15 protein-coding genes and 1 pseudogene are annotated in these 21,624 nt (G+C 47.5%); 14 read left to right on the forward strand and 2 right to left on the reverse strand.

Annotated elements, in window-relative coordinates; all coding sequences use genetic code 11:
• Window positions 1–273: 273 nt before the first annotated feature.
• The 10 genes from K0H61_RS14490 to K0H61_RS14535 all read left to right on the forward strand — a co-directional run bounded on the left by K0H61_RS14490 (window position 274) and on the right by K0H61_RS14535 (window position 11,423).
• Window positions 274–1,431: a PA0049 C-terminal domain-containing protein gene (locus K0H61_RS14490; protein WP_220050196.1), complete on the forward strand. Its 1,158-nt coding sequence runs from the start codon at window positions 274–276 to the stop codon at window positions 1,429–1,431.
• A 172-nt stretch (window positions 1,432–1,603) separates the two neighbouring features.
• Window positions 1,604–2,245 (forward strand): SprT family zinc-dependent metalloprotease, encoded by a 642-nt coding sequence (locus K0H61_RS14495; RefSeq protein WP_434086590.1) that lies wholly within the window; start codon window positions 1,604–1,606, stop codon window positions 2,243–2,245.
• Between the two features lie 118 nt (window positions 2,246–2,363).
• The gene (gene endA, locus K0H61_RS14500; RefSeq protein ID WP_220050197.1) at window positions 2,364–3,137 is read left to right on the forward strand and encodes an endonuclease EndA; all 774 of its coding nucleotides are present in this window, start codon (window positions 2,364–2,366) and stop codon (window positions 3,135–3,137) included.
• Between the two features lie 8 nt (window positions 3,138–3,145).
• Window positions 3,146–3,877, forward strand: a complete 732-nt coding sequence (gene rsmE / locus K0H61_RS14505; protein WP_220050198.1) for a 16S rRNA (uracil(1498)-N(3))-methyltransferase — start codon at window positions 3,146–3,148, stop codon at window positions 3,875–3,877.
• Window positions 3,878–3,946: 69 nt separating this feature from the next.
• Complete coding sequence (gshB, locus tag K0H61_RS14510) at window positions 3,947–4,894, forward strand: glutathione synthase (RefSeq protein WP_220050199.1); 948 nt, start codon at window positions 3,947–3,949, stop codon at window positions 4,892–4,894.
• A gap of 76 nt (window positions 4,895–4,970) precedes the next feature.
• On the forward strand, window positions 4,971–6,311 hold the full coding sequence (locus K0H61_RS14515) for an alkaline phosphatase (RefSeq protein ID WP_220050200.1): 1,341 nt from the start codon (window positions 4,971–4,973) through the stop codon (window positions 6,309–6,311).
• Window positions 6,312–6,434: 123 nt separating this feature from the next.
• Complete coding sequence (locus K0H61_RS14520) at window positions 6,435–7,463, forward strand: methyltransferase (RefSeq protein ID WP_220052740.1); 1,029 nt, start codon at window positions 6,435–6,437, stop codon at window positions 7,461–7,463.
• Window positions 7,464–7,914: 451 nt separating this feature from the next.
• A complete protein-coding gene (locus tag K0H61_RS14525; protein ID WP_220050201.1) occupies window positions 7,915–9,591 on the forward strand; it encodes a FapA family protein in 1,677 nt (558 codons plus the stop codon).
• 146 nt (window positions 9,592–9,737) lie between these two features.
• The gene (locus K0H61_RS14530) at window positions 9,738–10,118 is read left to right on the forward strand and encodes a DUF4144 domain-containing protein (RefSeq protein WP_220050202.1); all 381 of its coding nucleotides are present in this window, start codon (window positions 9,738–9,740) and stop codon (window positions 10,116–10,118) included.
• Window positions 10,119–10,298: 180 nt separating this feature from the next.
• Complete coding sequence (locus tag K0H61_RS14535) at window positions 10,299–11,423, forward strand: site-2 protease family protein (RefSeq protein WP_220050203.1); 1,125 nt, start codon at window positions 10,299–10,301, stop codon at window positions 11,421–11,423.
• 104 nt (window positions 11,424–11,527) lie between these two features.
• Here K0H61_RS14535 and K0H61_RS17925 read toward each other — a convergent pair.
• Window positions 11,528–12,135: pseudogene (locus tag K0H61_RS17925) on the reverse strand (TolC family protein); the annotation flags it as partial.
• A 265-nt stretch (window positions 12,136–12,400) separates the two neighbouring features.
• On the opposite strand from K0H61_RS17925, the gene K0H61_RS14545 reads away from it, so the two are divergent.
• From K0H61_RS14545 to K0H61_RS14555, 3 genes are all read left to right on the forward strand, one after another.
• Window positions 12,401–13,360: an extracellular catalytic domain type 1 short-chain-length polyhydroxyalkanoate depolymerase gene (locus K0H61_RS14545; protein ID WP_220050204.1), complete on the forward strand. Its 960-nt coding sequence runs from the start codon at window positions 12,401–12,403 to the stop codon at window positions 13,358–13,360.
• Between the two features lie 188 nt (window positions 13,361–13,548).
• Window positions 13,549–15,828, forward strand: coding sequence for a TonB-dependent receptor (locus K0H61_RS14550; protein ID WP_220050205.1), 2,280 nt, complete (start codon window positions 13,549–13,551; stop codon window positions 15,826–15,828).
• A gap of 133 nt (window positions 15,829–15,961) precedes the next feature.
• Window positions 15,962–16,645, forward strand: coding sequence for a response regulator transcription factor (locus tag K0H61_RS14555; RefSeq protein WP_220050206.1), 684 nt, complete (start codon window positions 15,962–15,964; stop codon window positions 16,643–16,645).
• A 105-nt stretch (window positions 16,646–16,750) separates the two neighbouring features.
• Here the strand turns inward: K0H61_RS14555 and K0H61_RS14560 are convergent, their stop codons facing one another.
• Entirely contained in the window at window positions 16,751–20,293 is a 3,543-nt protein-coding gene (locus tag K0H61_RS14560) for a hybrid sensor histidine kinase/response regulator (RefSeq protein WP_220050207.1), read from the reverse strand.
• A gap of 163 nt (window positions 20,294–20,456) precedes the next feature.
• Here K0H61_RS14560 and K0H61_RS14565 point away from each other — a divergent pair, with 163 nt between their 5' ends.
• On the forward strand, window positions 20,457–21,623 hold the full coding sequence (locus tag K0H61_RS14565) for an MFS transporter (RefSeq protein WP_220050208.1): 1,167 nt from the start codon (window positions 20,457–20,459) through the stop codon (window positions 21,621–21,623).
• Window position 21,624 lies beyond the last annotated feature (1 nt).

Raw genomic sequence — 21,624 nt, forward strand, 5'->3', positions numbered from 1 at the left:
CTGGCCGAAAGGTGCGAGTCCTATTCAAATCTCCATCGCACTAACCACTCTCTTTACCCAAACCGCTCCTGACTAATTATTCAAAAGATCAATAAGTTCCTCGAATCACAGGGGCTAAACTCTTATACTCAAACCATCGATGCTCATTTTTTGGCTCCTATTTTCGGCAGAAAAGTGGAATGGTGTAATCCCTTGAGCAACATTGGCTATGCACGCCGCCCTTAGGAGTCCCCCCATTACGGGAATAACAGATTAAAATAAAAGGAAATTAGCATGTTGAAGACCAGTTTAGCCCTCGCCCTCACCTTAAGTCTTATTCAAACGGCCAGCGCAGTGCAATTGTTCGGTGATGTTGAAATTTCCCGTTTACCGACGGCGCAGCTGTCCCTAGGCGAGGTGGTTAGTCGTTATCAAGCGCTCGAAGAAGGTCTTGCCTCACAATTAGCGGCACAAAAAAATGAGCGGGATGCGACGCAAATTGCCGCCCGTCAAGGACAAAGACTATGGCAACAGGCGGTGCGTGACGTGCAATCTGGCCATACAGACGATCGCTCCCTCTATTGGGGACGATTATCCATGCTGAAAAACCTGCAAACCGCCAGCGCCGATTTTAAGATGGCAGATTGGCAACAAAAAATTCTCCTCAGCGCCGTTGAAAAGTCCTCCCGTGGTTTTAGCGATATCCAATACAAAGACGATGTGCAGATTAAAATCTTCCTGACCGGATTCGATCCCTTCTTCCTCGATAAAGATATAAGTCAGAGTAATCCGTCAGGCTTAGTTGCCCTAGCGCTGGATGGATTTCGCTTCGATGTGAACGGCAAAAAAGCCCAGATTGAAACCGCGATGATCCCAGTACGTTTCGCCGATTTCGATCAAGGCATTATCGAATCTCTGTTAAGTCCAATTTATCGCGACCCTAAAACCCAGTTGGTGTTTACCGTGAGTATGGGCCGCAGCGATTTTGACCTCGAACGCTTCCCTGGCCGCAACCGAAGTGCGGCAGCGCCAGATAACCAAAATGTACTCACTGGCGCAAGCAAAACAGCGCCGCTCGCGCCTAAGCTGAATAACAAAGAATTTATGGGACCAGAGTTCGTGGAGTTTTCATTGCCCGTTGCCGCAATGCAATTGCAGGAGGGCAAGTGGAAGATTAACGATAATCAAACTGTCTTTACCTTAGCGCGCGGTGAGTTTAAGGCCACATCCCTCGCCGAGTTACAAACTGCTACCTCGGTCGAAGGCTCTGGCGGCGGTTATCTCTCAAATGAAATATCCTACCGCTCCATAGTGTTACAGCAAAAATTCAACTCCCGCGCTAAAGTTGGTCATATCCATACCCCTAGGGTAAAAGGTTACGACAATCCAACCGAACAACAAATTGTTGAGCAGGTTCGCGCCATGGTAATGCAGGCCGCTGCAAGCCTGTAAGCAAACCCTGCTAAGTAAAGTTCTAGAATAGGGGCTGATAAAAAGCCCTTTGCTAGCAATGCCGCTCCCCCTTAGTTATCATGCCAAGGGTAAGCTGCATTGCTGTTAATGATGCCACTTGGCCTATCACACCAAGATATAGACTTATTTCAGAGAGCTAGTACTCACTAAGATGTTATCGCCAAAGACCCTGTTATCCCCAAGCGCCCTTCTCAATTCTATTCGCCGTAAAGCGGCGCACTCACTTGGGCAAAATTATCCAACAGCTTCTTTGTCGAAGGCATCATCCCAGCCCTGTGCGAAAAAAGCATTAAAAAGCAAAGCAGTTAGCCCGCTTGAACAGCAAATTCACGATAGAATCGAAACCTGCTACCAAGAGGCTGAGGTCTATTTCAAACGCAGCTTTATCCGCCCCATCACTCAATTTACCCTCAGGGGGAAAAGTGCGGGTACGGCCCATCTACAGCAAAATCGTCTGCGCTTTAATCCTGTGTTACTCAAGGAAAACAGTGAGGCTTTTTTAGCCGAAGTCGTGCCCCACGAAATTTGCCACCTTCTGTGCTTCACCCTCTACGGCAAAACCAAACCCCATGGCCGTGAGTGGCAATCCCTAATGCGGCGAGTCTTTAAGGTGAATCCCAAAACCACCCACAGTTTTAATACCGAGACTGTGACAAGCAACGATGTCGAATACCGCTGCCTATGTGGCCCAATTCGACTCAGTATTCGTCGCCATAATAAGGTGATGCGCGGTGAGACTCGTTACCTATGTAAACGCTGTAAAACCCAACTTTTGCGAGCCGAATCGGTATAGGATTCACAATTGTTCAGCTTAGCTTAAGTCTCAATTTGCATAAGAGTTGGCATTTCCCTTAACATCACGCCATAAAAGATGGGCCCAAGGCCCACGTAGTATGATGATTTTGGGATAAATGTTGAATAAGCAAGCCATTACCTCCAATTGCCGAGCGCTCTTATTGTGCCTCGCCAGTGTTGCCAGCATTGCGCTGCCCGCCAATGCCTCCCCTTCTCACCCCAGCAGTTTCAGTCAAGCCAAAGTGTTGTCCCAGTCCCTCTACAAGGACAAGGGCGCCAATGCCCTGCCCGCGGTGGATTTTTACTGTGGCTGTGACATTCAAATCAAAGGTAAATCTTGGAAACCAGATCTGAATAGCTGCGGTTATCAAGTGCGAAAACTGGAAACGCGTGCCAATCGAATCGAGTGGGAACACGTGGTCCCCGCTTGGGAATTTGGCCATCAATTACAGTGTTGGCAAAAGGGTGGTCGTAAACATTGCGCCGACAGCAGCACCGAGTTCAATAAAATGGAAGCGGATATGCACAATTTGGTGCCCGCGATTGGCGAAGTGAATGGCGATCGCAGTAACTTTCGCTTCAGTCAATGGAACGGAAAACCTGAGCAATACGGGCAATGCGACATGGTTATCGATTTTAAAAATCGTCAGGCACAACCCGCGCCCCACGCCCGTGGCAAAATCGCCCGAACCTACCTGTACATGCAAAAAACCTATGGCTTAAAGATCGCTTCACAGCAATTAAAATTATTTAAAGCATGGGATAAAAGCTATCCAGTTGATACTATTGAATGCAAACGCGATAACGCCATCGCTAAGCTGCAGGGAAACCATAATCCCTTTGTGCAAAGTGCCTGTAAGGCACCACCGAGCCCACAATTAGCCGAATAAGGTCGACAATGAGAGTTCCAAGAATTTATCAACCTCTGCCACTTGCCCTCAATCAACAGTTAAATCTGGACGAAGATGGTGCGGCCCATATCGGCAAAGTGCTTCGCATGGGTGCGGGTGAACAAATCAGCCTGTTTAATGGTGATGGTCATGATTATCTTGCCGAAATTATCGATGCGGGTAAAAAATCAGTTACGGTAAAAGTACTTAGCTGCGATGCCAATCATTCCGAATCTCCATTAAACCTGCATTTAGGTCAGGTGATTTCCCGTGGCGATAGAATGGAATTTACCATTCAAAAATCCGTTGAACTTGGGGTGAATACCATCACGCCGCTGTTTTCAGACCGCTGCGGCGTCAAACTCAGTGGCGAGCGCCTCGAGAAGAAAATTCAGCAATGGCAGAAGATCGTGATCAGCGCCTGTGAGCAATCCGGTCGCAGCCAAGTTCCCGTTGTACGCCCTGCAATGGAATTACAGGAATGGTGCAGCGAGCCAACTGAAGCATTAAAACTTAACCTGCATCCGCGTGCGGCTCACGGTATTAACGGCTTGGACTTGTCCCATAGCCGGGTGCGGTTGTTAATTGGCCCTGAAGGCGGATTATCGGCGGAAGAAATCGCCATGACAGAGACGCATCAGTTTACCGATGTGCTCCTCGGCCCCCGAGTGCTGCGAACCGAAACCGCCTCGCTCACGGCCATTACCGCACTACAACTTAGATTTGGTGATTTAGGCTAAACGACTTAACCCAAACTCAGCCTTCATCCAGCTTTACGCCAACCATGGCAATCAATAAGGAACAGATTAATGATAAAACTCGGCATAGTGATGGACCCCATCAGTGAGATCAACATTAAGAAAGACTCCAGTTTTGCCATGCTGATGGCAGCTCAAGCGCGTGGCTACGAGCTGTTTTATATGGAAATGGCCGACCTTGCCATGGTGAACGGCGTGGCTATGGGCAATATGCGCCCGCTAAAAGTCATCAACGATGCCAGTAAATGGTTTGAGCTCGGTGAAGCACAAGATACGCCGCTCGAAGCCCTCGACGTGGTATTAATGCGTAAAGACCCACCGTTCGATACCGAATTTATCTACGCGACCTATATGCTTGAGCGCGCTGAAGAAAAAGGTGTGCTGATTGTTAACAAACCGCAGAGCCTGCGTGATGCTAACGAGAAGTTATTTACCGCCTGGTTTAGCGAATTTACCCCAGAGACAATCGTGACCCGCGATGCCAACCGCATTCGCGCCTTCCACCAAGCTAAGGGCGATATCATTTTAAAACCCTTAGATGGTATGGGCGGCACCTCGATTTTCCGCGTAAAGCAGGACGACCCAAACCTTGGGGTGATCATCGAAACCTTAACCCAGTACGGTAACCAATATGCCATGGCTCAGGCCTTTATCCCTGAAATCACCCAGGGCGATAAACGTATTCTGGTGGTCGATGGCGAGCCTGTGCCCTATGCACTCGCGCGCATTCCAAAAAAGGGCGAGACCCGTGGTAACTTAGCCGCAGGTGGCAGCGGTGTCGCCCAGCCATTGTCTGAATCCGATTGGAAGATTGCCCGCGCCATTGGCCCAGAGCTTAAAAAACGCGGCCTGATCTTTGTCGGTCTGGATGTGATTGGCGACAAGCTGACCGAGATTAACGTGACCAGTCCAACCTGTATTCGTGAAATCCAAGCGGCCTTCGATGTGGATATCACTGGCATGTTGATGGACGCCATTGAAGCGCGCGTTAAGGCCTAGGTTCATTTTTGAAAGCGAGACACAATTTACTGATTTAAGGCGCCGTTATTGGCGCCGCATCATTCTAGGATCCGATATGAGTTTTACCAAAGCGCCACTCTTGCTCCTTGCGCTGGGATTAGGTTTCGCCTCCCCAAGCTTTGCCGATGATATTGGGCCAGCCAAGGCGCCTGCGCGTCCGAAAAATATCGTTATCATGGTAGGCGATGGCATGGGGCCTGCTTACACCAGCGCCTATCGCTATTACAAAGACAATCCGGACACCGAAGAAGTTGAGCAAACCGTGTTCGACAGGCTACTCGTGGGCATGGCGAGCACTTATCCAGCGAGCGTAAGTGGTTATGTGACCGACTCTGCGGCGGCGGCGACTGCGCTGGCAACGGGCAATAAATCCTATAATGGGGCAATCTCGGTTGATACCCAAAAGCAGCCTTTACCGACTATTTTTGAAAAGGCGAAGGAGCTGGGACTAAGTACCGGCGTTGCCGTTTCTTGTCAGATTAATCACGCGACGCCAGCGGCCTTTTTGTCCCACAACGAGAGCCGTAAAAACTACGATGCTATCGCCCAAAGCTATCTAAGTACTAACGCAGATGTGTTATTGGGCGGTGGACAAAGCTATTTTCCGCCCGAATTGTTAGCCCAGTTTACAGCGCAGGGTTACCAACACATTACCCGCTTCGAGGACTTGGCCACTATCACTCAACCTAAGGTGCTCGGTCTGTTCGCCGAAGTGCAATTACCGTGGGCGGTGGATGAAAAGGATGCCCACAGACTTAGCTCCCTGACCCAAAAGGCGCTAAATCTGCTGTCACAAAATGACCAAGGCTTTGTGCTATTAGTCGAAGGCAGCCTGATTGACTGGGCAGGCCATAACAATGATATCGCCGCTGCCATGGGCGAAATGGACGAGTTTGCCAATGCCATCGAAGTCGTTGAGCAATATGTACGTGAACACCAAGACACCCTGATGGTCATCACCGCGGACCATAACACGGGTGGCTTATCTATCGGCGCCGATGGAAACTACAAATGGGATCCTGCAGTGCTGCGTAATATCTCCGCCAGTCCAGACACGCTTGCGAAGGCCGCCATAGGTGGCGATGAATGGAAAACCGATTTATCCCGCGGCTTAGGTTTTGAATTAACTGAAGAAGAAATTGCTAAGTTAAACGTCGCTCGCATGCAGGGACTAGAAACCATGTCAACTGCCGTTCGCCATGTGATTGATAACCGTACTGGAACAGGCTGGACAACCGAAGGCCACACTGGCATGGATGTACAGGTTTTTGCCGCAGGCCCTGCTGCAGGACTCTTTAATGGCCATCAGGACAATACCGATATCGCCAATAAAATCTTTAGCCTGCTGCCAAAACCGAAGAAAGTAAAAGAGCCAGCTAACTCGGCAGTTAACTAATATAGCCTAGCATCCGATAGACCCATTACAAGTTAGTGGGTCTGCTTTTCCAATAAGAGCTAACTGGTCGAGGGCCGATTTAGGGTTATAATGGCCTCAATTATTCCTATCGGTACCAGCATAGTGTTAACCAATCCATCGCAGATCATCATTCGTAACCAAGACCACCTAAGCCAGCAGCGGGTCCTCGTGCTAAACCATGAGGCGGATTCGCTGCCAAAGGCGCTACTTGATGTCGCTGAGTCTATCGATGCCCTCGCCTTAGATTACCATCACTATTTACAGCTTGAGCCACAGGCGAACAGCAAGCTACGTTGCTACTTTGGCCATCAGCTCCCGCACGATGACAAATACGATACGGTTATTGTGTATTTCCCTAAGGCCAAACCCTTAGCCCCTTACCTGTTTAACCTCGCCGCCAAACACTTGGTCGCCGATGGGCAACTGCTCGTAGTAGGTGAAAACAAAGGTGGGATTAAATCACTGGTCAAACTACTGCCGGATTACTTCTCAACCGCTGTAAAACTCGATAACGCTCGACATTGTTTGCTCTATGGCAGTAGCCTGATTGGCGATGCGCCAGCCATTTCTCTCAGCGATTGGACGAGCCAATATCAACTGGCAACGCCGCAGGGTAAAGTGACTATCTGCAACTTAGTCGGGGTATTTAGCGAGAAACGCCTCGATGAAGGCACCGAATTACTCTTATCGCACCTGCCAACGCTCTCGGGCCGCGTGCTCGATTTTGGCTGCGGCGCAGGGGTGATTACCGCTGCACTGTTAAAGGCGCAGCCGAGTCTGTCACTCGAATGTGTCGATATCAATGCCATGGCGCTCGCCTCATGCGAACTGACATTAGCAGCCAACGGTATGACGGCTAAGGTCTATCCCTCCGACGGCCTTGCACAAACCACAGGCAGCTTTAACGGTATTATCTCTAATCCACCATTTCACGATGGCTTAGCCAGCACAACAGGCATTGCCCAGCGCTTCGTGGCCGACAGTGCGAAACAATTGCAGCACAATGGTATTTGGCAGATTGTTGCTAACCGCCATCTGCCCTATTCCGATACCATTGCCGCCGAATTTGGCCAACTGACAGTGCCAGCGGAGAATAACAAATACAAGTTGTACTATTTTCAGAAGATTTAAGCCCAATACTTTCATTTTGACATTCACATTCCGGCCACTCGAATCCTTTAAGTGGCCAAGATTCCATCCCGGAATCGCCCTGAATAAGCCTCTATTACCCCCTGATTTCTAATGCATAATCACGCTTTCAGCTCGCTTTTCAGCCGTATTCTGTGGATTCCTTCACAAGCTGATACAAATCTGTTGAACAAATAAAAATATTACTAATAAAATCATATTATTAAACGAGGGGATGTCGAGTCGAAACCTGGGCGGTGAAATAACCCAACCAACCTAAGTAGACAGTAAACAGCATTGAAGATGGTTTAAAAATCAACGCCACATTCTCGAATAACAAATTTACAACATTTGTTGATTTTTAAGCCGAAAACGCTTTTTTGCATAAAGTTTCTACTGTTATACTCGAATTGAACTTCGAACAATAATAAAACAACTGGGTAGGTAGTAAGCTATGTTAGCCCCTGAACTTCTTGAGCTAAGCAGTGATCATACCAAGGCTGAATTACGCCTCGTTCCAAATGTGCACGGTCCCATCACCCGTGACGATATCATGCGCTTATTGTCTGTACCCGAATTTGCCACTCTGTTCCCCATCGAACCAGCTATAGATAAAATCATCAATCAAACCAACAGCCTCTGCCATCAAGATGACGGTAAATTTGAATTATTTGCAGTACTCGCCGAAAGGCGCGATGGCAGTGTCAGTGTAGAAATCAGCGAAGATAAAATGCATGCCTCACTGACTCTTACCGCCCCTTGGGGCGGTAAAGAAGTCACCCTACCTGATATTCTTCACGAACTTAAGTCCCATAATGTCTCCATGGGTTTAAGTAAACAACGTATTCAAGCACTGCTGCAAAAATTACATTCCCTACAACCTGGTGAAAGTTGCCAAGGTGAAATTGCCCTCGGCAAACAACCTATCAATGGCGAAAATGCCCTTCTAGAACGTAAAGTCTCCCTCGCCCGCGAACGTCTGCTACAACCCCAAGAACGCGAAGACGGCTCAGTGGATATGCGTAACCTCGGCGCCCTGATCATGGTAAAACCCAAGGATTTACTCATGGTCAAACACTGCGCCACCGAAGGCGCTCCTGGCTATAACATCCAAGGCCAAGCGCTGCCACAAAAGGTCGGCAAAGACTTAGCAATGCAGGCGGGAATAGGCACTGAGCTGCACCCAGACGACCCCAACAAGCTTATCGCCTCTGTCAGTGGCCAACCCGTCGAAACCCGCAGTGGCATGAATGTCGATGATGTTTTAGTGCTTAAGGATGTGGATGTAGGGACTGGCCATATCAACTTTAAGGGTAGCGTACTGATCTCGGGCAATGTCAGCGAAAGCATGATAGTTAAAGCAACCGGCGACATTACCGTGATGGGCTTTGTCGAATCAGCAACCCTTGAAGCTGGAGGCGATATCACCGTCAGTAAAGGGGTGATTGGCAGACAGGTGAGAGTCAATGAATTCTCAACTAGTCTGAATGCCCAAGGCCAAATCAGCGCTCAATTTGTGCAGTATTCCCAGCTCACTGCAAAAGGCGATATTCTGGTCACGAAACAATTACTCCATAGCAATACAAAAACCGCTGGCACGCTTACGGTCAGTGATCCAAGTGGCCGTCGAGGTGACTTAGTGGGCGGTGTCGCCCATGCGGAAAAAGGCGTCACCGCAGTGGTATTTGGTGCGACTGCAGGCACCAAAACCGAAGTCTACTGCGCCATGGAGCAGGGCGAGTTAAAGCAAGGACTTAAACAGCTCGATGAAAGCGTAAAGGCCATGGTAGTCGCCAGCCTTGATATCGAAGCGAAAATCAAAAAACTCCCGCCAAAATCCGAATGGCAGGATGACCCTATTATGATTGAGCAAATCAAAATCATGCTCGATGAGAAGAAACGTATCCTTGATGAGCGCACCCGTGAGGAATTGGAGTTTGATAGCCTCAGACAGGAAGTCGAGAGTTACTATGAGAACTACCGTATCACTGTGCTCAAGCATGTGTTTCTCAATGTCGAGTTTCACATAGGTCAAGCCAACTATCGCAGTACGCGGGAATACGGCACTTGCACCATTAGTAATGAGAATCAAGAAATTCACTTTGATTACAACGCAAAGGCTAAGGCCTGATCTTAGGCATATGCCTATTTCACCCTAACACGGCGGCCAATATGACCGCCGCGCTTTTAATCCCTATTGACCCCATGGCATACTGCCAACAAGATAAGCCCTGAGTGTTAAATCCAATTTCGCCCAAGCCGCATCAAGGAGTGTGAATGACCCAGGTAAAAATGGCCGAGATTGAATGGCCCGCCATTATCAAACTCACTGAAAATGATGAAATGCTCTACCTCGCCCACCAGCGAGATTGGCTCGAAATCGCCTGCCTAAATCAACATCACTTCATCAATACCGACCTTTTACTCGATAGTAAAGGTCAGCAATATTCAATTCGAACCGCTCCTACCCATGAAAACGAAGATCCGATTGCTGAGCTGCCGGTGCTGCTCAAGCAAGAGCAAAAGTTGCCACTAACCGATTTTATTAAATGGGTTCAAAACCACGCCAATGCGATTGGCCAATGTTGTATCGCGAAACTTGCATTCACCACTATCAGCCAAGGCATCGACATAGTTCGCAGTTTAGATGAGCAATAGTGCTCGGACGTGCCACTTTTATCACTGTATAAGCCCAAAAGCGCATATCTTCGACGCAAAATCACAGGCATAATTTGTCGTACTGCCAGAATTACGGCACCAACATCATGCAAACAGCATCTTTTGGTCACCTATGGCAGAGATCAGGACTTATTAGCGATAAAATAAACGGAACCTAAATTGGAACTACTTAAGATTGATTGCCTTGGTAAGCAACTGCGTTTAGAAGCCTCACTCGCGGGTTGGCAACAACTGTTTTGGGACAACAACCTAGTATCACAAAAGGCCGCCAGCGTTGATAATGGTGGCTTAAGAGTGCATCAATTTGAAATCACGGCGCAGCGCAGCATTGCCCTTCCAGATACGGACGAAACCCAAGTTCAAGAAACCAAAATCAACATGCGGCTCGAAACCGATGTCGTCTGGCAGCCCTTCCGCTTCGATTACCGTCTGATACAAGATGATGAAATCATTGCCGAAGGCACACGCACCGAGAAGGATATAGAACGCCAAACCCCAGAAGTCCCTGTCGTGGCAACCCAAAAATTCAGCTTTGTGGGATTAGCCTCTCTTGGCTTTAAACTGCTAAAAAGCGCCAAGGTTGTCAAAGTGCTGCTCGCAGGCGCCAGTGTTGCGGCCTATTCTTGGCTGTTTTCATTGCAGTTTGCGTTAGCCTTAATTGCCTGCTTAGTATTCCATGAATACGGACATATTCGGGCAATGAAGTACTTTGGGATGAAAACCAAGGGCATTTACCTCATCCCCTTTATGGGCGGTCTCGCACTCAGCGATGAAAAAATTAACACCCGCTGGCAGGATGTGGTGATTTCCATCATGGGGCCGACATTCGGGCTATTGATGTCCATCGCCTCACTGATTGCCTACTACGTGACGGATAATATCTTCTTCGCCGGACTTGCGGCCTTTAATGCCCTGTTGAATTTGTTTAACTTGCTGCCCATTTTGCCGCTCGATGGTGGCCATATCCTCAAGAGCATCAGTTTTTCCATGAACAGCATCATGGGATTGATTGCCTGCGTGATTGGGGCCGCTTTTGGGGTTTATATCAGTTATACCTTAGGACTGGCGCTACTCGGTTTCTTGCTGTTAATTGGTAGTTTAGAAATCGTATTCGAGTGGCGCGGCCGCCACCAGAGCCATTTGTTACCACTGGACAGATACGGGCAAGTCTTCTCGACTGTGTGGTATTTACTTACCGTTGCCGCCCTTGTCGGTATCATTTGGCACTTAGCAGGCACAGGCGATGAGATGCTCAGCCTGCCACTGCAAATACTGCGAAGCTAGACTGTCCGCAAAAAGCAAGACGCAAATTTAAAAACCGCGAACACCAATAAGTGTTCGCGGTTTTTGCTTTTAAACAGACTGTAAGTCATCACTTGCCATTGACATTACTCAGTCAGCTTTGGCGCAATTTCGCTGCCACCGAGGGCTTGATAAAGCATCGACTGGGCAGAGAGCTGGTTATCGTGATGCTCAAGCAGCGACGCCTCGGCCGTGCGTCTGTTCTCCTGGGCATCTAACCAATCCTGAATACCGACGGCACCGTTACGGTACTGACTCTCATTGATGACCTCGGCTTTGGCCGGCGCGGTAAATTGCAGGGCGAGTTTCTTCCAGATAAGCGTACTGCTGCTTAGCACAAATCGCATTATCGACATCCCTCAAAGGCGCTATAGAGCGTCTTGCGGTAATTAACGATTGCGGTTTGATAACCGATGTCGGCGATGTCATTGTTGATTTGCATTTGATTCCACTGCAAAAACGGCAGCACTAGGCCTGCACCTAAACTGCCCACGGGGTTACACAGCAACTTCTTAAGCCCAGAGGTCGATTCACCTATAGCACCTGTAAAACTTAAGGTCGGGAAGTAACTGACATAGGTCGCATCTTTGCTGGCAAGGGATGAGCGCAGCTGATACAGCGCCGATTTCACATCAGGGCGACGGCCGACTAAATCTGCGGGCACGTTCACGTCGGGCAGTTGAGTGATTTGTACTAGCAGCGAAAAATAATTGAACCAGTATATAGCGTTAATTGATTCGAGTAGACGAAGGAAATGTCGAGATCAGGTAAAGATTTGAAAATTTTTGTCTGAAAAATCAACATCTTTACAGCTAGCAGTCTTAGGCTATGGTGAAGTTCAATGCCTTTAGAAAAATGGGTTAAAGGGATCTGGAACTAAAGTGCCATTGTAAGTGCCCTGGGATCCGCGCAAGTTGTCACTATAAAAGTTTAGATCTGACAAACGTGGAATCCGCCCTATGCGCAAACCAACATCTTTTACCCTAAAAGCCCTCACGCTAAGCCTCGGCCTTGAGGGACTATTTTCGATTCATGCCCAAGCAGAAACTTCAGCTTATCAAGCACTCACGGATTTTGGCAGTAACCCAGGTGAGCTAACCGCCTCCTATTTGGTCCCAAGCAATCAACAACTTGCAAACTCTTCTGCTCTGGTGGTTCTGCTTCATGGTTGCGTGCAGGACGGAGTAGAACTTGCCAATCAAAGCGGGTTAACGGCGCTAGCCGAGGAGAAAAAGTTTGCCTTGTTGGTGCCTCAGCAAAGTTTTGAAAACAATGTAAAGCGTTGTTATAACTGGTTTTCTGCTCAGGATACACAGATCGATAGCGGCGAAATGTTATCAATCAAAAACATGGTCACTAAGCTGCAAAGCCAAACTGCCGCTAAACAGGTCTATTTGATCGGCCTCTCGGCAGGTGGCGCTATGGCGAGTGCTGCACTGGTTAACTATCCAGATTTGTTTACAGGCGGCGCGGTGATAGCTGGTTTGCCCTATCCCTGCGCAGATAACCTGACAAAGGCCATTTCCTGTATGAAGCAGGGGCCTGCCGAATCGACTGAGGAACTCAGCCGTTTAGCCAAGCAGGTTCACCCAAATCAGCAACGCTGGCCCAAGCTTACGGTGTGGACGGGAAAAAACGATCAAGTGGTAAATCCCGAGAATTCCCATCGATTGACGGCGCAATGGTTAAATCTCAACCAAATTAATACCACTGCGAAAGTTGAGCAATTTAACGATTATCAATTTAGTACGTGGGAAGATTCAAATAATCAACCCGTCATCTCACTGGTTGAAATAAATAATATGGGGCACGGAATTGCGGTTAATTCCACTGTTAAAAACGGGGGAATTGAAGGTGATTATTTACTTAACGCACCAATTAGCAGCATGCCTGAAATAATTAAAACCTGGGGGATATAGGATTGAATAAAAATTAAAAATATAAAATTAAACACCCGTAATTAATCGTAATACAAATATAGCTTAATAAAAACACATACTACTATAGTACCGATTTAAATTTTAAAGAATTACTATAGAGTCAAGGTGAAGAAAAATAGTAGTAAGTTCTAACCTCTAAAAAATAAATACTACAACGGGAAATCTGTATGAAACAGAATACTATCAAAATGAGTTGCATTGCTTTAGCTATCTCATCTGTTCTTGCAGCGAATTATGCTATCGCTGAAGAAGATGTTGCTGGCACCGGGGAGAAGCAAGCCATCTTAGAACACATTGAAGTCACCGCCCGTAAGTCGGTTGAAAGCCTTCAAAACGTGCCTGTCGCCGTGACTTCAGTCAGCGCAGCCGATCTAGCGGAAAATGGCATCAGCGTGATCACTGAGATCCAGCAATTTTCGCCAAATACCACGCTACAAACCAGTCGTGGAACTAACTCTACCCTCACCGCCTTTATCCGCGGTGTAGGTCAAGATGACCCGCTTTGGGGTTATGAGCCAGGTGTCGGTATCTATATCGACGACGTCTACATCGCCCGTCCACAGGGTGCAGTATTAGACATTCTCGATGTGCAACGTATCGAAGTACTGCGCGGCCCTCAGGGTACCCTCTATGGTAAAAATACCATCGGTGGCGCGGTTAAATACGTAACCAAGAAGATGAGTGGCGATGCCGAGTTAAACCTCAATGCCACCATCGGTAGCTACAATCAACAGGACTACAAAATTGCGGGTCAATTACCGTTAATTGACAACAAGCTATACATTGGCGGTGCCTTCGCGAGCTTAAACCGCGATGGTTTCGGTGAGTTCTTAACCTCGGCATTACCGAGCCAAGATACTGAGAACTATAACAAAGACGTTATGGCTGGCCGTATGAGCTTAGAGTACACGCCAACCGATAACCTGTTTATGCGCCTCAACTACGATAAAACCAAGGACGAGTCGAATTCAAAGGGCGGTTATCGTATGCTGCCAAGTATTCTGACCAATGCGCCAGTACCGGACAGCAAATACGATTCTTATACCAGCTTACCGACTTGGAACAAACTCGATACTGAGGGTTGGGGGCTCACGATTGAATATGGTCTAAACGATGATTGGACACTGAAATCAGTGACTTCATCACGTGAAAGTTACTCACCGACCAACATCGACTTCGATAACACTAGCCTGCGTATTTTCGACGTACCCGCTATCTATGATGACGAGCAATTCAGCCAAGAATTCCAGGCTAACTACGATGGCGATGATTTGAAACTTGTTTCAGGCCTGTATTACTTTAAGGGCGATTCATGCGGTATGTTCGATGCCATCCTGTATGAATACTATAAAGCCCTAGGCGGTCTAACCCGTGAGGTACGTGGTTGTAACAACAGCGAAAGCTATGCTGCCTACGCTCAAGGTACCTACGATATCACAGATAAATTATCGATGACCGCTGGCCTGCGTTATACCCGTGAAACTAAGGATGCCACCGTTTATAACGGCGTCATGTTTACTGCGCTATACCCAGAAACAGGCTGGTATCCAGGTTATGTTCGCGATGAAGATGCGATCAACGCAAGTATTCCTAAGGTGTTAGACGATGAAGAAACTTGGTCAAAACTTAACCCTCGCCTAGGTCTAGAGTATCAACTGAGCGACGATATGATGCTGTTCACTAGCTACTCACAGGGCTTTAAGTCGGGTACCTTCAACCCACGTGCGACCTTCGCAGAACCTGCGGTAGATCCAGAAGTTGTTGATTCCTATGAACTGGGTATGAAGAGTGAGTGGTTTGATAGCCTGCGTGTAAACGCTACTGCCTTCTACTTAGATCATAAGGACAGACAGTTCGTTACTGCGCTGCCTGCAGAAAACGCATCTCAAGTTAACCAACGCTTAGGTAATATAGGTACATCTAACGCTACAGGTCTTGAGCTTGAAGTCGAATACGCAGCCACTAAGTCACTGAATTTATTCGCGACCTTAGGCTTAATCGACTCTAGCTTCGATAAAGTATTCTCCTACGACAACAGCGGCAACCGCATCGACATCACCGACCATTACACTATTACCTATACGCCAGATACCACGGCAAACGTTGGTTTTAGTTATACCATGGACACAGATATCGGTAGCTTCGTCGCCAATGGCAACTACTACTATCGCGGTGAGTACGACCTAGCGGTTGAAAACAACCTGTTATCCCAAGATGGGTATGGCCTGCTGAACTTTGGTGTTAACTGGTATAGCAACGATGGTCATTGGAATGCCGGCGTTCACTGGAAAAATATCACGGATGAAGAGTATATGGTGGGTAACTATGCCTTCGTAACTCCAGATGGTAACGGCGGATATACTCCATCAACCGGCGGTGACACTACATTAGTTTCCTATTATGGCGATCCAGAGACTATTTCACTAACAGTCGGCTATAGCTTCTAGAATAATATTGTATATTCGCCCTAAAATAACCGACTCAACTGAGTCGGTTATTATTTTTAAACCAGGGAAAGATTCTCTAGCATTAATTTCTAATGGGATTAAACTGGCATTGGACTAACAAAGGGAATGGATTATGTCTCAAATTAAAGTGGCTATTGCAGATGACCACCCACTATTTAGAACTGCCTTGACGCAGGCGGTACTAAAAAATTTTGATAGTGCTGAAGTATTGGAAGCTGAAAACTTTCAAGAATTAATTTCAATCGTTGAACAAAATGCAGATATTGAAATTATTTTCCTCGATTTACATATGCCAGGAAATGATGGATTTACCGGTTTAACTCTCTTACAAAATCATTTTCCCGATATCGTCGTTATTATGGTGTCCTCCGACGATCAACCCGATATTGTCCGTAAAGCGATTAACTTAGGCGCTAGCGCCTTTATTCCTAAATCGGCAAATCTCACCCAAATCTCAACGGCGATTGCCACCGTATTAGAGGGCGAAGTCTGGCTCCCCGAACACACTGACATCAATGTCGACCTGCAAACCGCCGCCGAGCATCAACGCCTCGCTAAACAATTAGCCCAATTGACACCGCAGCAATACACAGTGCTCGCCAGTATCGCCAATGGCCGCCTCAATAAGCAAATCGCCTATGACCTTGATATCAAAGAAACCACGGTTAAAAAGCACGTGTCGGCAATTTTATTAAAACTCGAAGTCTATAACCGTACCCAAGCGGGACTGGTCTTCCAGCAATTGATGCTCACCAACAACGACAGCAATCACGATAAGCAAGTGGTTAACGGCTAGTCCTTTTCTCCCATTTATCACTCCAAAATAAAACAGTGGCAATTACAGCCACTGTTTTACCAATCCTATACCAATAAACCGACCAAATCGCATTACTATCAAAGCCTAAACTAACTGCTTCACGATTCGCTTCAGGGCGATGGCCTTAACCGGTTTACGCACAAAACTAAATTCGGCGCTACTGGTATGCTGACGCACCGACTCCGAAGGATCGGCTGAGCAAATCACACAGGTTGGTTTGCTCTCAGTCATAGGTGCTGTCATCAACGGCTGCTGGAGTAATTCAGTCACTAAATCCACTCCATTAACATCATCATCTAAATGGTAATCCGCCACGATAAGCTTGGGTCGGCCATGCTCGGTCATTTGCTGCAGAGCGGTGACTTTATCCCGTGCGGTAATCACCTGACAGCCCCAACCTAAGAGTAAGGATGAAATCGCTTTTAGCATAAGCTCGTCATTATCGATAACCAGCACTTTTAGGTTAAACCTGTCTGCGGCAAGCTCTTCCTCACGGTGCAACTGCACCACATTACTCGGCTTTTTAAGCTCGCAAATACGGGGCACTTCAATACTGAAACAGGTCCCTTTTCCGACCTCAGAGTGTAAGTGGATTTTCAACCCGAGCAGCTTAGCGATACGGTCACAAATCGCTAAGCCTAAGCCAAGGCCTGGGATTTCACGGGTTAACTCTAATCGTTCAAACTCCCCAAAAATCGCCTGCTGTTTGTCCTTTGGAATACCAGGGCCATTGTCCCACACTTGAATAAGTAAGCTGTTCCCCAGTCTTCTCACCCCAAGGGTCACCTTCGGCTTGAAGTCACAGGATATAAATCCATCAGCCTCGGCGCTAACTTCGGCGTTAGTGCCATTCAGACTGCTTTTACCTCGACTGGAATTCGCGCCCATCGCCCCTGCGGGCGAATAATGAAAGGCGTTAGATAAAAAGTTTTGAATGATGCGCCTTAGGAGTCGTTGATCACTTTGCACAAAACACGAGGAAAACTGATAGGAAAAATCAATTCCCTGCTTATTAGCAAGCGCGTTGAATTCATTCACTAAGGTCGACAGTAAATCATCAATCGCAAACTGACTCTGCTCTGTCTTTAATGAGTTACTATCGAGACGCGAGATTTCCACTAAATCAGACAAGAGACTTTCCACCACATTTAACGACTCTTCAATATGGGTCGCTAAATCATGCAATTCGGTCGAGGTGACTTTCTGTTTTAGCATTTCGGTGAAAAGCGTTAAGGCATTAAATGGCTGCATTAAATCGTGGCTCGCCGCTGCGAGAAAACGGGTCTTGCTACTATTGGCGGCTTCGGCTTCGGCCTTAGCTTTAGCCAGCTCCATGGTGCGACTCTCGACTCTCTTCTCTAGCGTTTCATTAGCCAGTTGCAGTGCCTTTTCGGCCTGAATATGGTCGGTAATGTCGGTAAAGGTACTGACGAAGCCGCCACCCGGCATGGCTTGTCCGCGAATTTCCAACACCTTACCATCTAACATGGTACGTAAAAAATGGTGGGGACTGCCGCTACGCATATGGGCGAGGCGCTTTTCGATAAGCTCCTCGGCCTCATCACCTTTGATAATGCCGCGGTCGATGTTGTAACGCAGTAGCTTCTCAATCGGAATACCCGCTTTTACGTAATCCTTTGGATAATCTAATAATTCGATATAGCGTTTATTCCAAGCAACAAGGCGCATATCGGCATCGACCACGCTAATACCCTGCTCGATATTTTCTACTCCAGATTGCAGCAGCTCGCGGTTAAACTCGAATATCTGGTTGGCCTCATCGACTATGCTCACCACATCCTCTAGCGGCACCTGCTGCGAGCGAGAAGCCGCATTCATCACCATTCGGGTCGAAGCAGAACCCAGCACGCCCGAAAGTTTAAGTCGGGTATAGTCCACCAACTCCTCTCGGCGCGACTGCAAGTTCACCTCTGAACCAAGCACTTTCGCCCTGGCAAGTAGCTCCTGTGCTTCCTCACGATTAATGAAACGGTGTAATAGGCTTGCAAGATCCTCGATGGACAGATCCCGCTCCAGAGGCAGAACTTTACGGTTCACAAACACATCAGCCTGTAGCACTTCGCCAACGCTTGGGTCTTTCAATAGAGAAATCAGTACAAAACAGCTGATGTTAATCAATAAACTGTAAAAGAGACCATGACTGATATTATCAAGCCCGCTTAAACCAAAGAGTGCCGTGGGTTTTAGCCAATCAATCCCCCAAGGCCCAAGTTGTACCCACTGCGCCTCGGCTAAAGTCACAGGTAATAACAGGGTATAAAGCCAAACTAGACTGCCCATCAATAAGCCAGTAAAGGCTCCCTGTGTGGTTGCACGGCGCCAGTAGAGCGCCCCTACGGCTGCGGGGGCAAATTGGGATAACAGCACGAAGGATAACAGACCAATACTCGCTAGATGATTTTGCTGGTCGATGTATCGCTCGAAGGCGAAGGCCGACAGCAGAATGACCGCAATTGAAATTCGTCTTAGGCGCAGCAAAATACCTGAGAGTTGAGGGGTTTGTTGGGAATTAAATTTGGATATCTGTAACAGGGCAGGTGTTAAGATTTCAGTCGATATCATAGTACTGAGCACGATCGTTGCCACAATCACCATCGCCGTTGCCGCTGCAAGCCCTCCGATATACACCAAAATTCCTAGCCATGCCTGCTGATAAAACAGCGGCAGGGTCAACACATAGGTATCGGCATCGACACTACCACCGGGGAAACTTAGCTGCCCTGCAATGGCAATTGGCAACACAAAAATATTAAGCATCAATAGGTAACAGGGAACCATCCAACGAGCGGCTTTGAGCTCTTTACCATGGTGATTTTCAATCATCATCATGTGAAATTCTTGCGGCAGGGCATAAATAGTAATCGCCCCAAGTAGGATCTGGGATAGGACAAAGTAAATTGACCCCTCATCATTGCTGGGTGGCAAACTCGCACCTTTGGAGAGCAGATCGCTAAAACCATCAAAAATATAGAAAGTGGCAAATATCCCCACGGCGGTTAATGCAACCAGTTTCACCACAGAGCTAAAGGCAATGGCTAATACTAACCCTTGATTATTATTGCTGGCGGCAAGCTGACGCGTACCAAATAAAATACTGAATACAATGAGGACTATCGTCACAATAAATGCGGTACTGATCCCCGATTGAAAGGTGCCGGTGAGTAAGTCAAAGCTGGTACTAATGGCCCTAAGCTGCAGCGCAATATAGGGAATGGTCCCTAGCAGAGAGACAATCGCAACGCTGGCAGCAATTTTGGGAGAACGGTCGAAACGGCAAGCAATAAAATCGGCAATCGAAGTCAAGTTTTGGCTTTTAACGATTTGCAAGGTACGCATCAACATAGGCCAAGCCAGCACCAAACAGAGGATAGAGCCTATGTAAATAGGGGCTAACCAAGCGCCCGTTACCGCCGCTTGACCGACAGTGCCGTAAAATGCCCACGATGTCGCACAAACCCCAAGAGAAAGGCTATAAACCCAAGGTCTCTTACGCCATTGACCTATTTCTTGATTTTGACCCCATTGGGCGACAATAAACAACACAGCCAAGTACGCAATCGATAAAACACTGATCCACCAAGTATCAACAGACAACCAAGCCAGCAAGGTATACCCCAACCCATTTTGTGAACATGGTCACAAGCTACACTAATGCAACAAAACATTAAACATTTGCCAACCACGCAGTGCACTAAGGTAGTACTTATTTATCCCCCCCTATCCGCTAACCTAGCCTCAATGTTGATTCGAGGTTTTAAACAATACGTCTATGAAAATAACCCATAAATATCTTGTAGAAGGCTTGGTTTTCACCAGCTATGTTTTGTTCGCCATGGCCTGGGTTGGTGGTACCGCAAGTATGAATAGCATCATGGCATCGATGCATATTGAGAGTTTCGCCTCGGCGAGTTTAATCAGCGGCGCCGTGACCTTAGCGAAAATTGTCGGCACCTTTGCCGCGGCCTATCTGACATTAAAATTTGGGGTGAAATATGCGTTTCTAGTGGCAGCACTACTAATTGTGACAGGGATAATGACCCCCTATGCCCCTAACTATGAATTACTGCTCGTCAGTCGCTTTTTGATGGGGCTGGGGGGGGCTTTTATGATTGTGTATTTTAACCCAATTGTGATGCATTGGTTCGCCCCCGAAGAGCGACCTGTGATAAACGGCCTAAACGCTGTGGCCTTTAATATCGGCACCGCTATCGTGCTCTGGGGCATGCCATCGATTAACGCCATCACTGGCGGCTGGCAGCACAGTCTATTGGCGTTTTCACTTGCCAGCTTGGCCTTAGCGCTACTGTGGCTACTGGTAAAATTTGAGAGCTTTCAACACCATAATCAGAGTTCGACTCAAGAACAAAGTCTATATTCCTATTGGGATGGCATTAAAGATCCCTTTAACTGGACTTACGCCCTAACATACTCTGGTCTACTGTCCTTCTACATTTGCCTGTTTACCTTCTATCCACAGGCAGGGATTAGTCAAAGCAAGTGGGTCATTGGCTTTGGGATTGTCGGTACTGTTGCAGGCATCCTCTATAGCCGCAAAGAACCCATGCGTCTGCCAATTATTCGCCTAAGTGGCCTGCTTATCTTTTTAACTGTGCTCGGGTTATCCTTTAGCTCATCGCCTTGGATACAAACCCTGTGCGCGATTGTGCTGGGTTTTTGTATCTTCTTACCCGTCACTGCATTGGTCACCATTCCACACGAATTACCCCAAATGAACGGCCAAAAAATCACGGTTATTTTCAGCCTGTTTTGGTCTATCAGCTATCTGGTTTCAACCTTTGTGCTGTGGATATTTGGCAAGTTAGTGGATATAAATCAAGGCAGTTATTTCGCCTCTTTCGTCCTAATTACCCTACTAAGCACCACTGTTTTTATCGGTAGTTATTTCCTTCCTGAAACCGGACGCGTTAAGGAGTAAT

It is taken from the genome of Shewanella acanthi, from assembly GCF_019457475.1.
In the GTDB taxonomy this organism is placed as follows: Bacteria; Pseudomonadota; Gammaproteobacteria; order Enterobacterales; family Shewanellaceae; genus Shewanella; species Shewanella acanthi.

Bases quoted from the DNA above. Each gene is read 5' to 3' on its own strand.
- K0H61_RS14490 (WP_220050196.1), top strand. From the start codon at position 274: ATGTTGAAGACCAGTTTAGCCCTCGCCCTCACCTTAAGTCTTATTCAA.
- K0H61_RS14495 (WP_434086590.1), top strand. From the start codon at position 1,604: ATGTTATCGCCAAAGACCCTGTTATCCCCAAGCGCCCTTCTCAATTCT.
- endA (WP_220050197.1), top strand. From the start codon at position 2,364: ATGTTGAATAAGCAAGCCATTACCTCCAATTGCCGAGCGCTCTTATTG.
- rsmE (WP_220050198.1), top strand. From the start codon at position 3,146: ATGAGAGTTCCAAGAATTTATCAACCTCTGCCACTTGCCCTCAATCAA.
- gshB (WP_220050199.1), top strand. From the start codon at position 3,947: ATGATAAAACTCGGCATAGTGATGGACCCCATCAGTGAGATCAACATT.
- K0H61_RS14515 (WP_220050200.1), top strand. From the start codon at position 4,971: ATGAGTTTTACCAAAGCGCCACTCTTGCTCCTTGCGCTGGGATTAGGT.
- K0H61_RS14525 (WP_220050201.1), top strand. From the start codon at position 7,915: ATGTTAGCCCCTGAACTTCTTGAGCTAAGCAGTGATCATACCAAGGCT.
- K0H61_RS14530 (WP_220050202.1), top strand. From the start codon at position 9,738: ATGACCCAGGTAAAAATGGCCGAGATTGAATGGCCCGCCATTATCAAA.
- K0H61_RS14545 (WP_220050204.1), top strand. From the start codon at position 12,401: ATGCGCAAACCAACATCTTTTACCCTAAAAGCCCTCACGCTAAGCCTC.
- K0H61_RS14550 (WP_220050205.1), top strand. From the start codon at position 13,549: ATGAAACAGAATACTATCAAAATGAGTTGCATTGCTTTAGCTATCTCA.
- K0H61_RS14555 (WP_220050206.1), top strand. From the start codon at position 15,962: ATGTCTCAAATTAAAGTGGCTATTGCAGATGACCACCCACTATTTAGA.
- K0H61_RS14565 (WP_220050208.1), top strand. From the start codon at position 20,457: ATGAAAATAACCCATAAATATCTTGTAGAAGGCTTGGTTTTCACCAGC.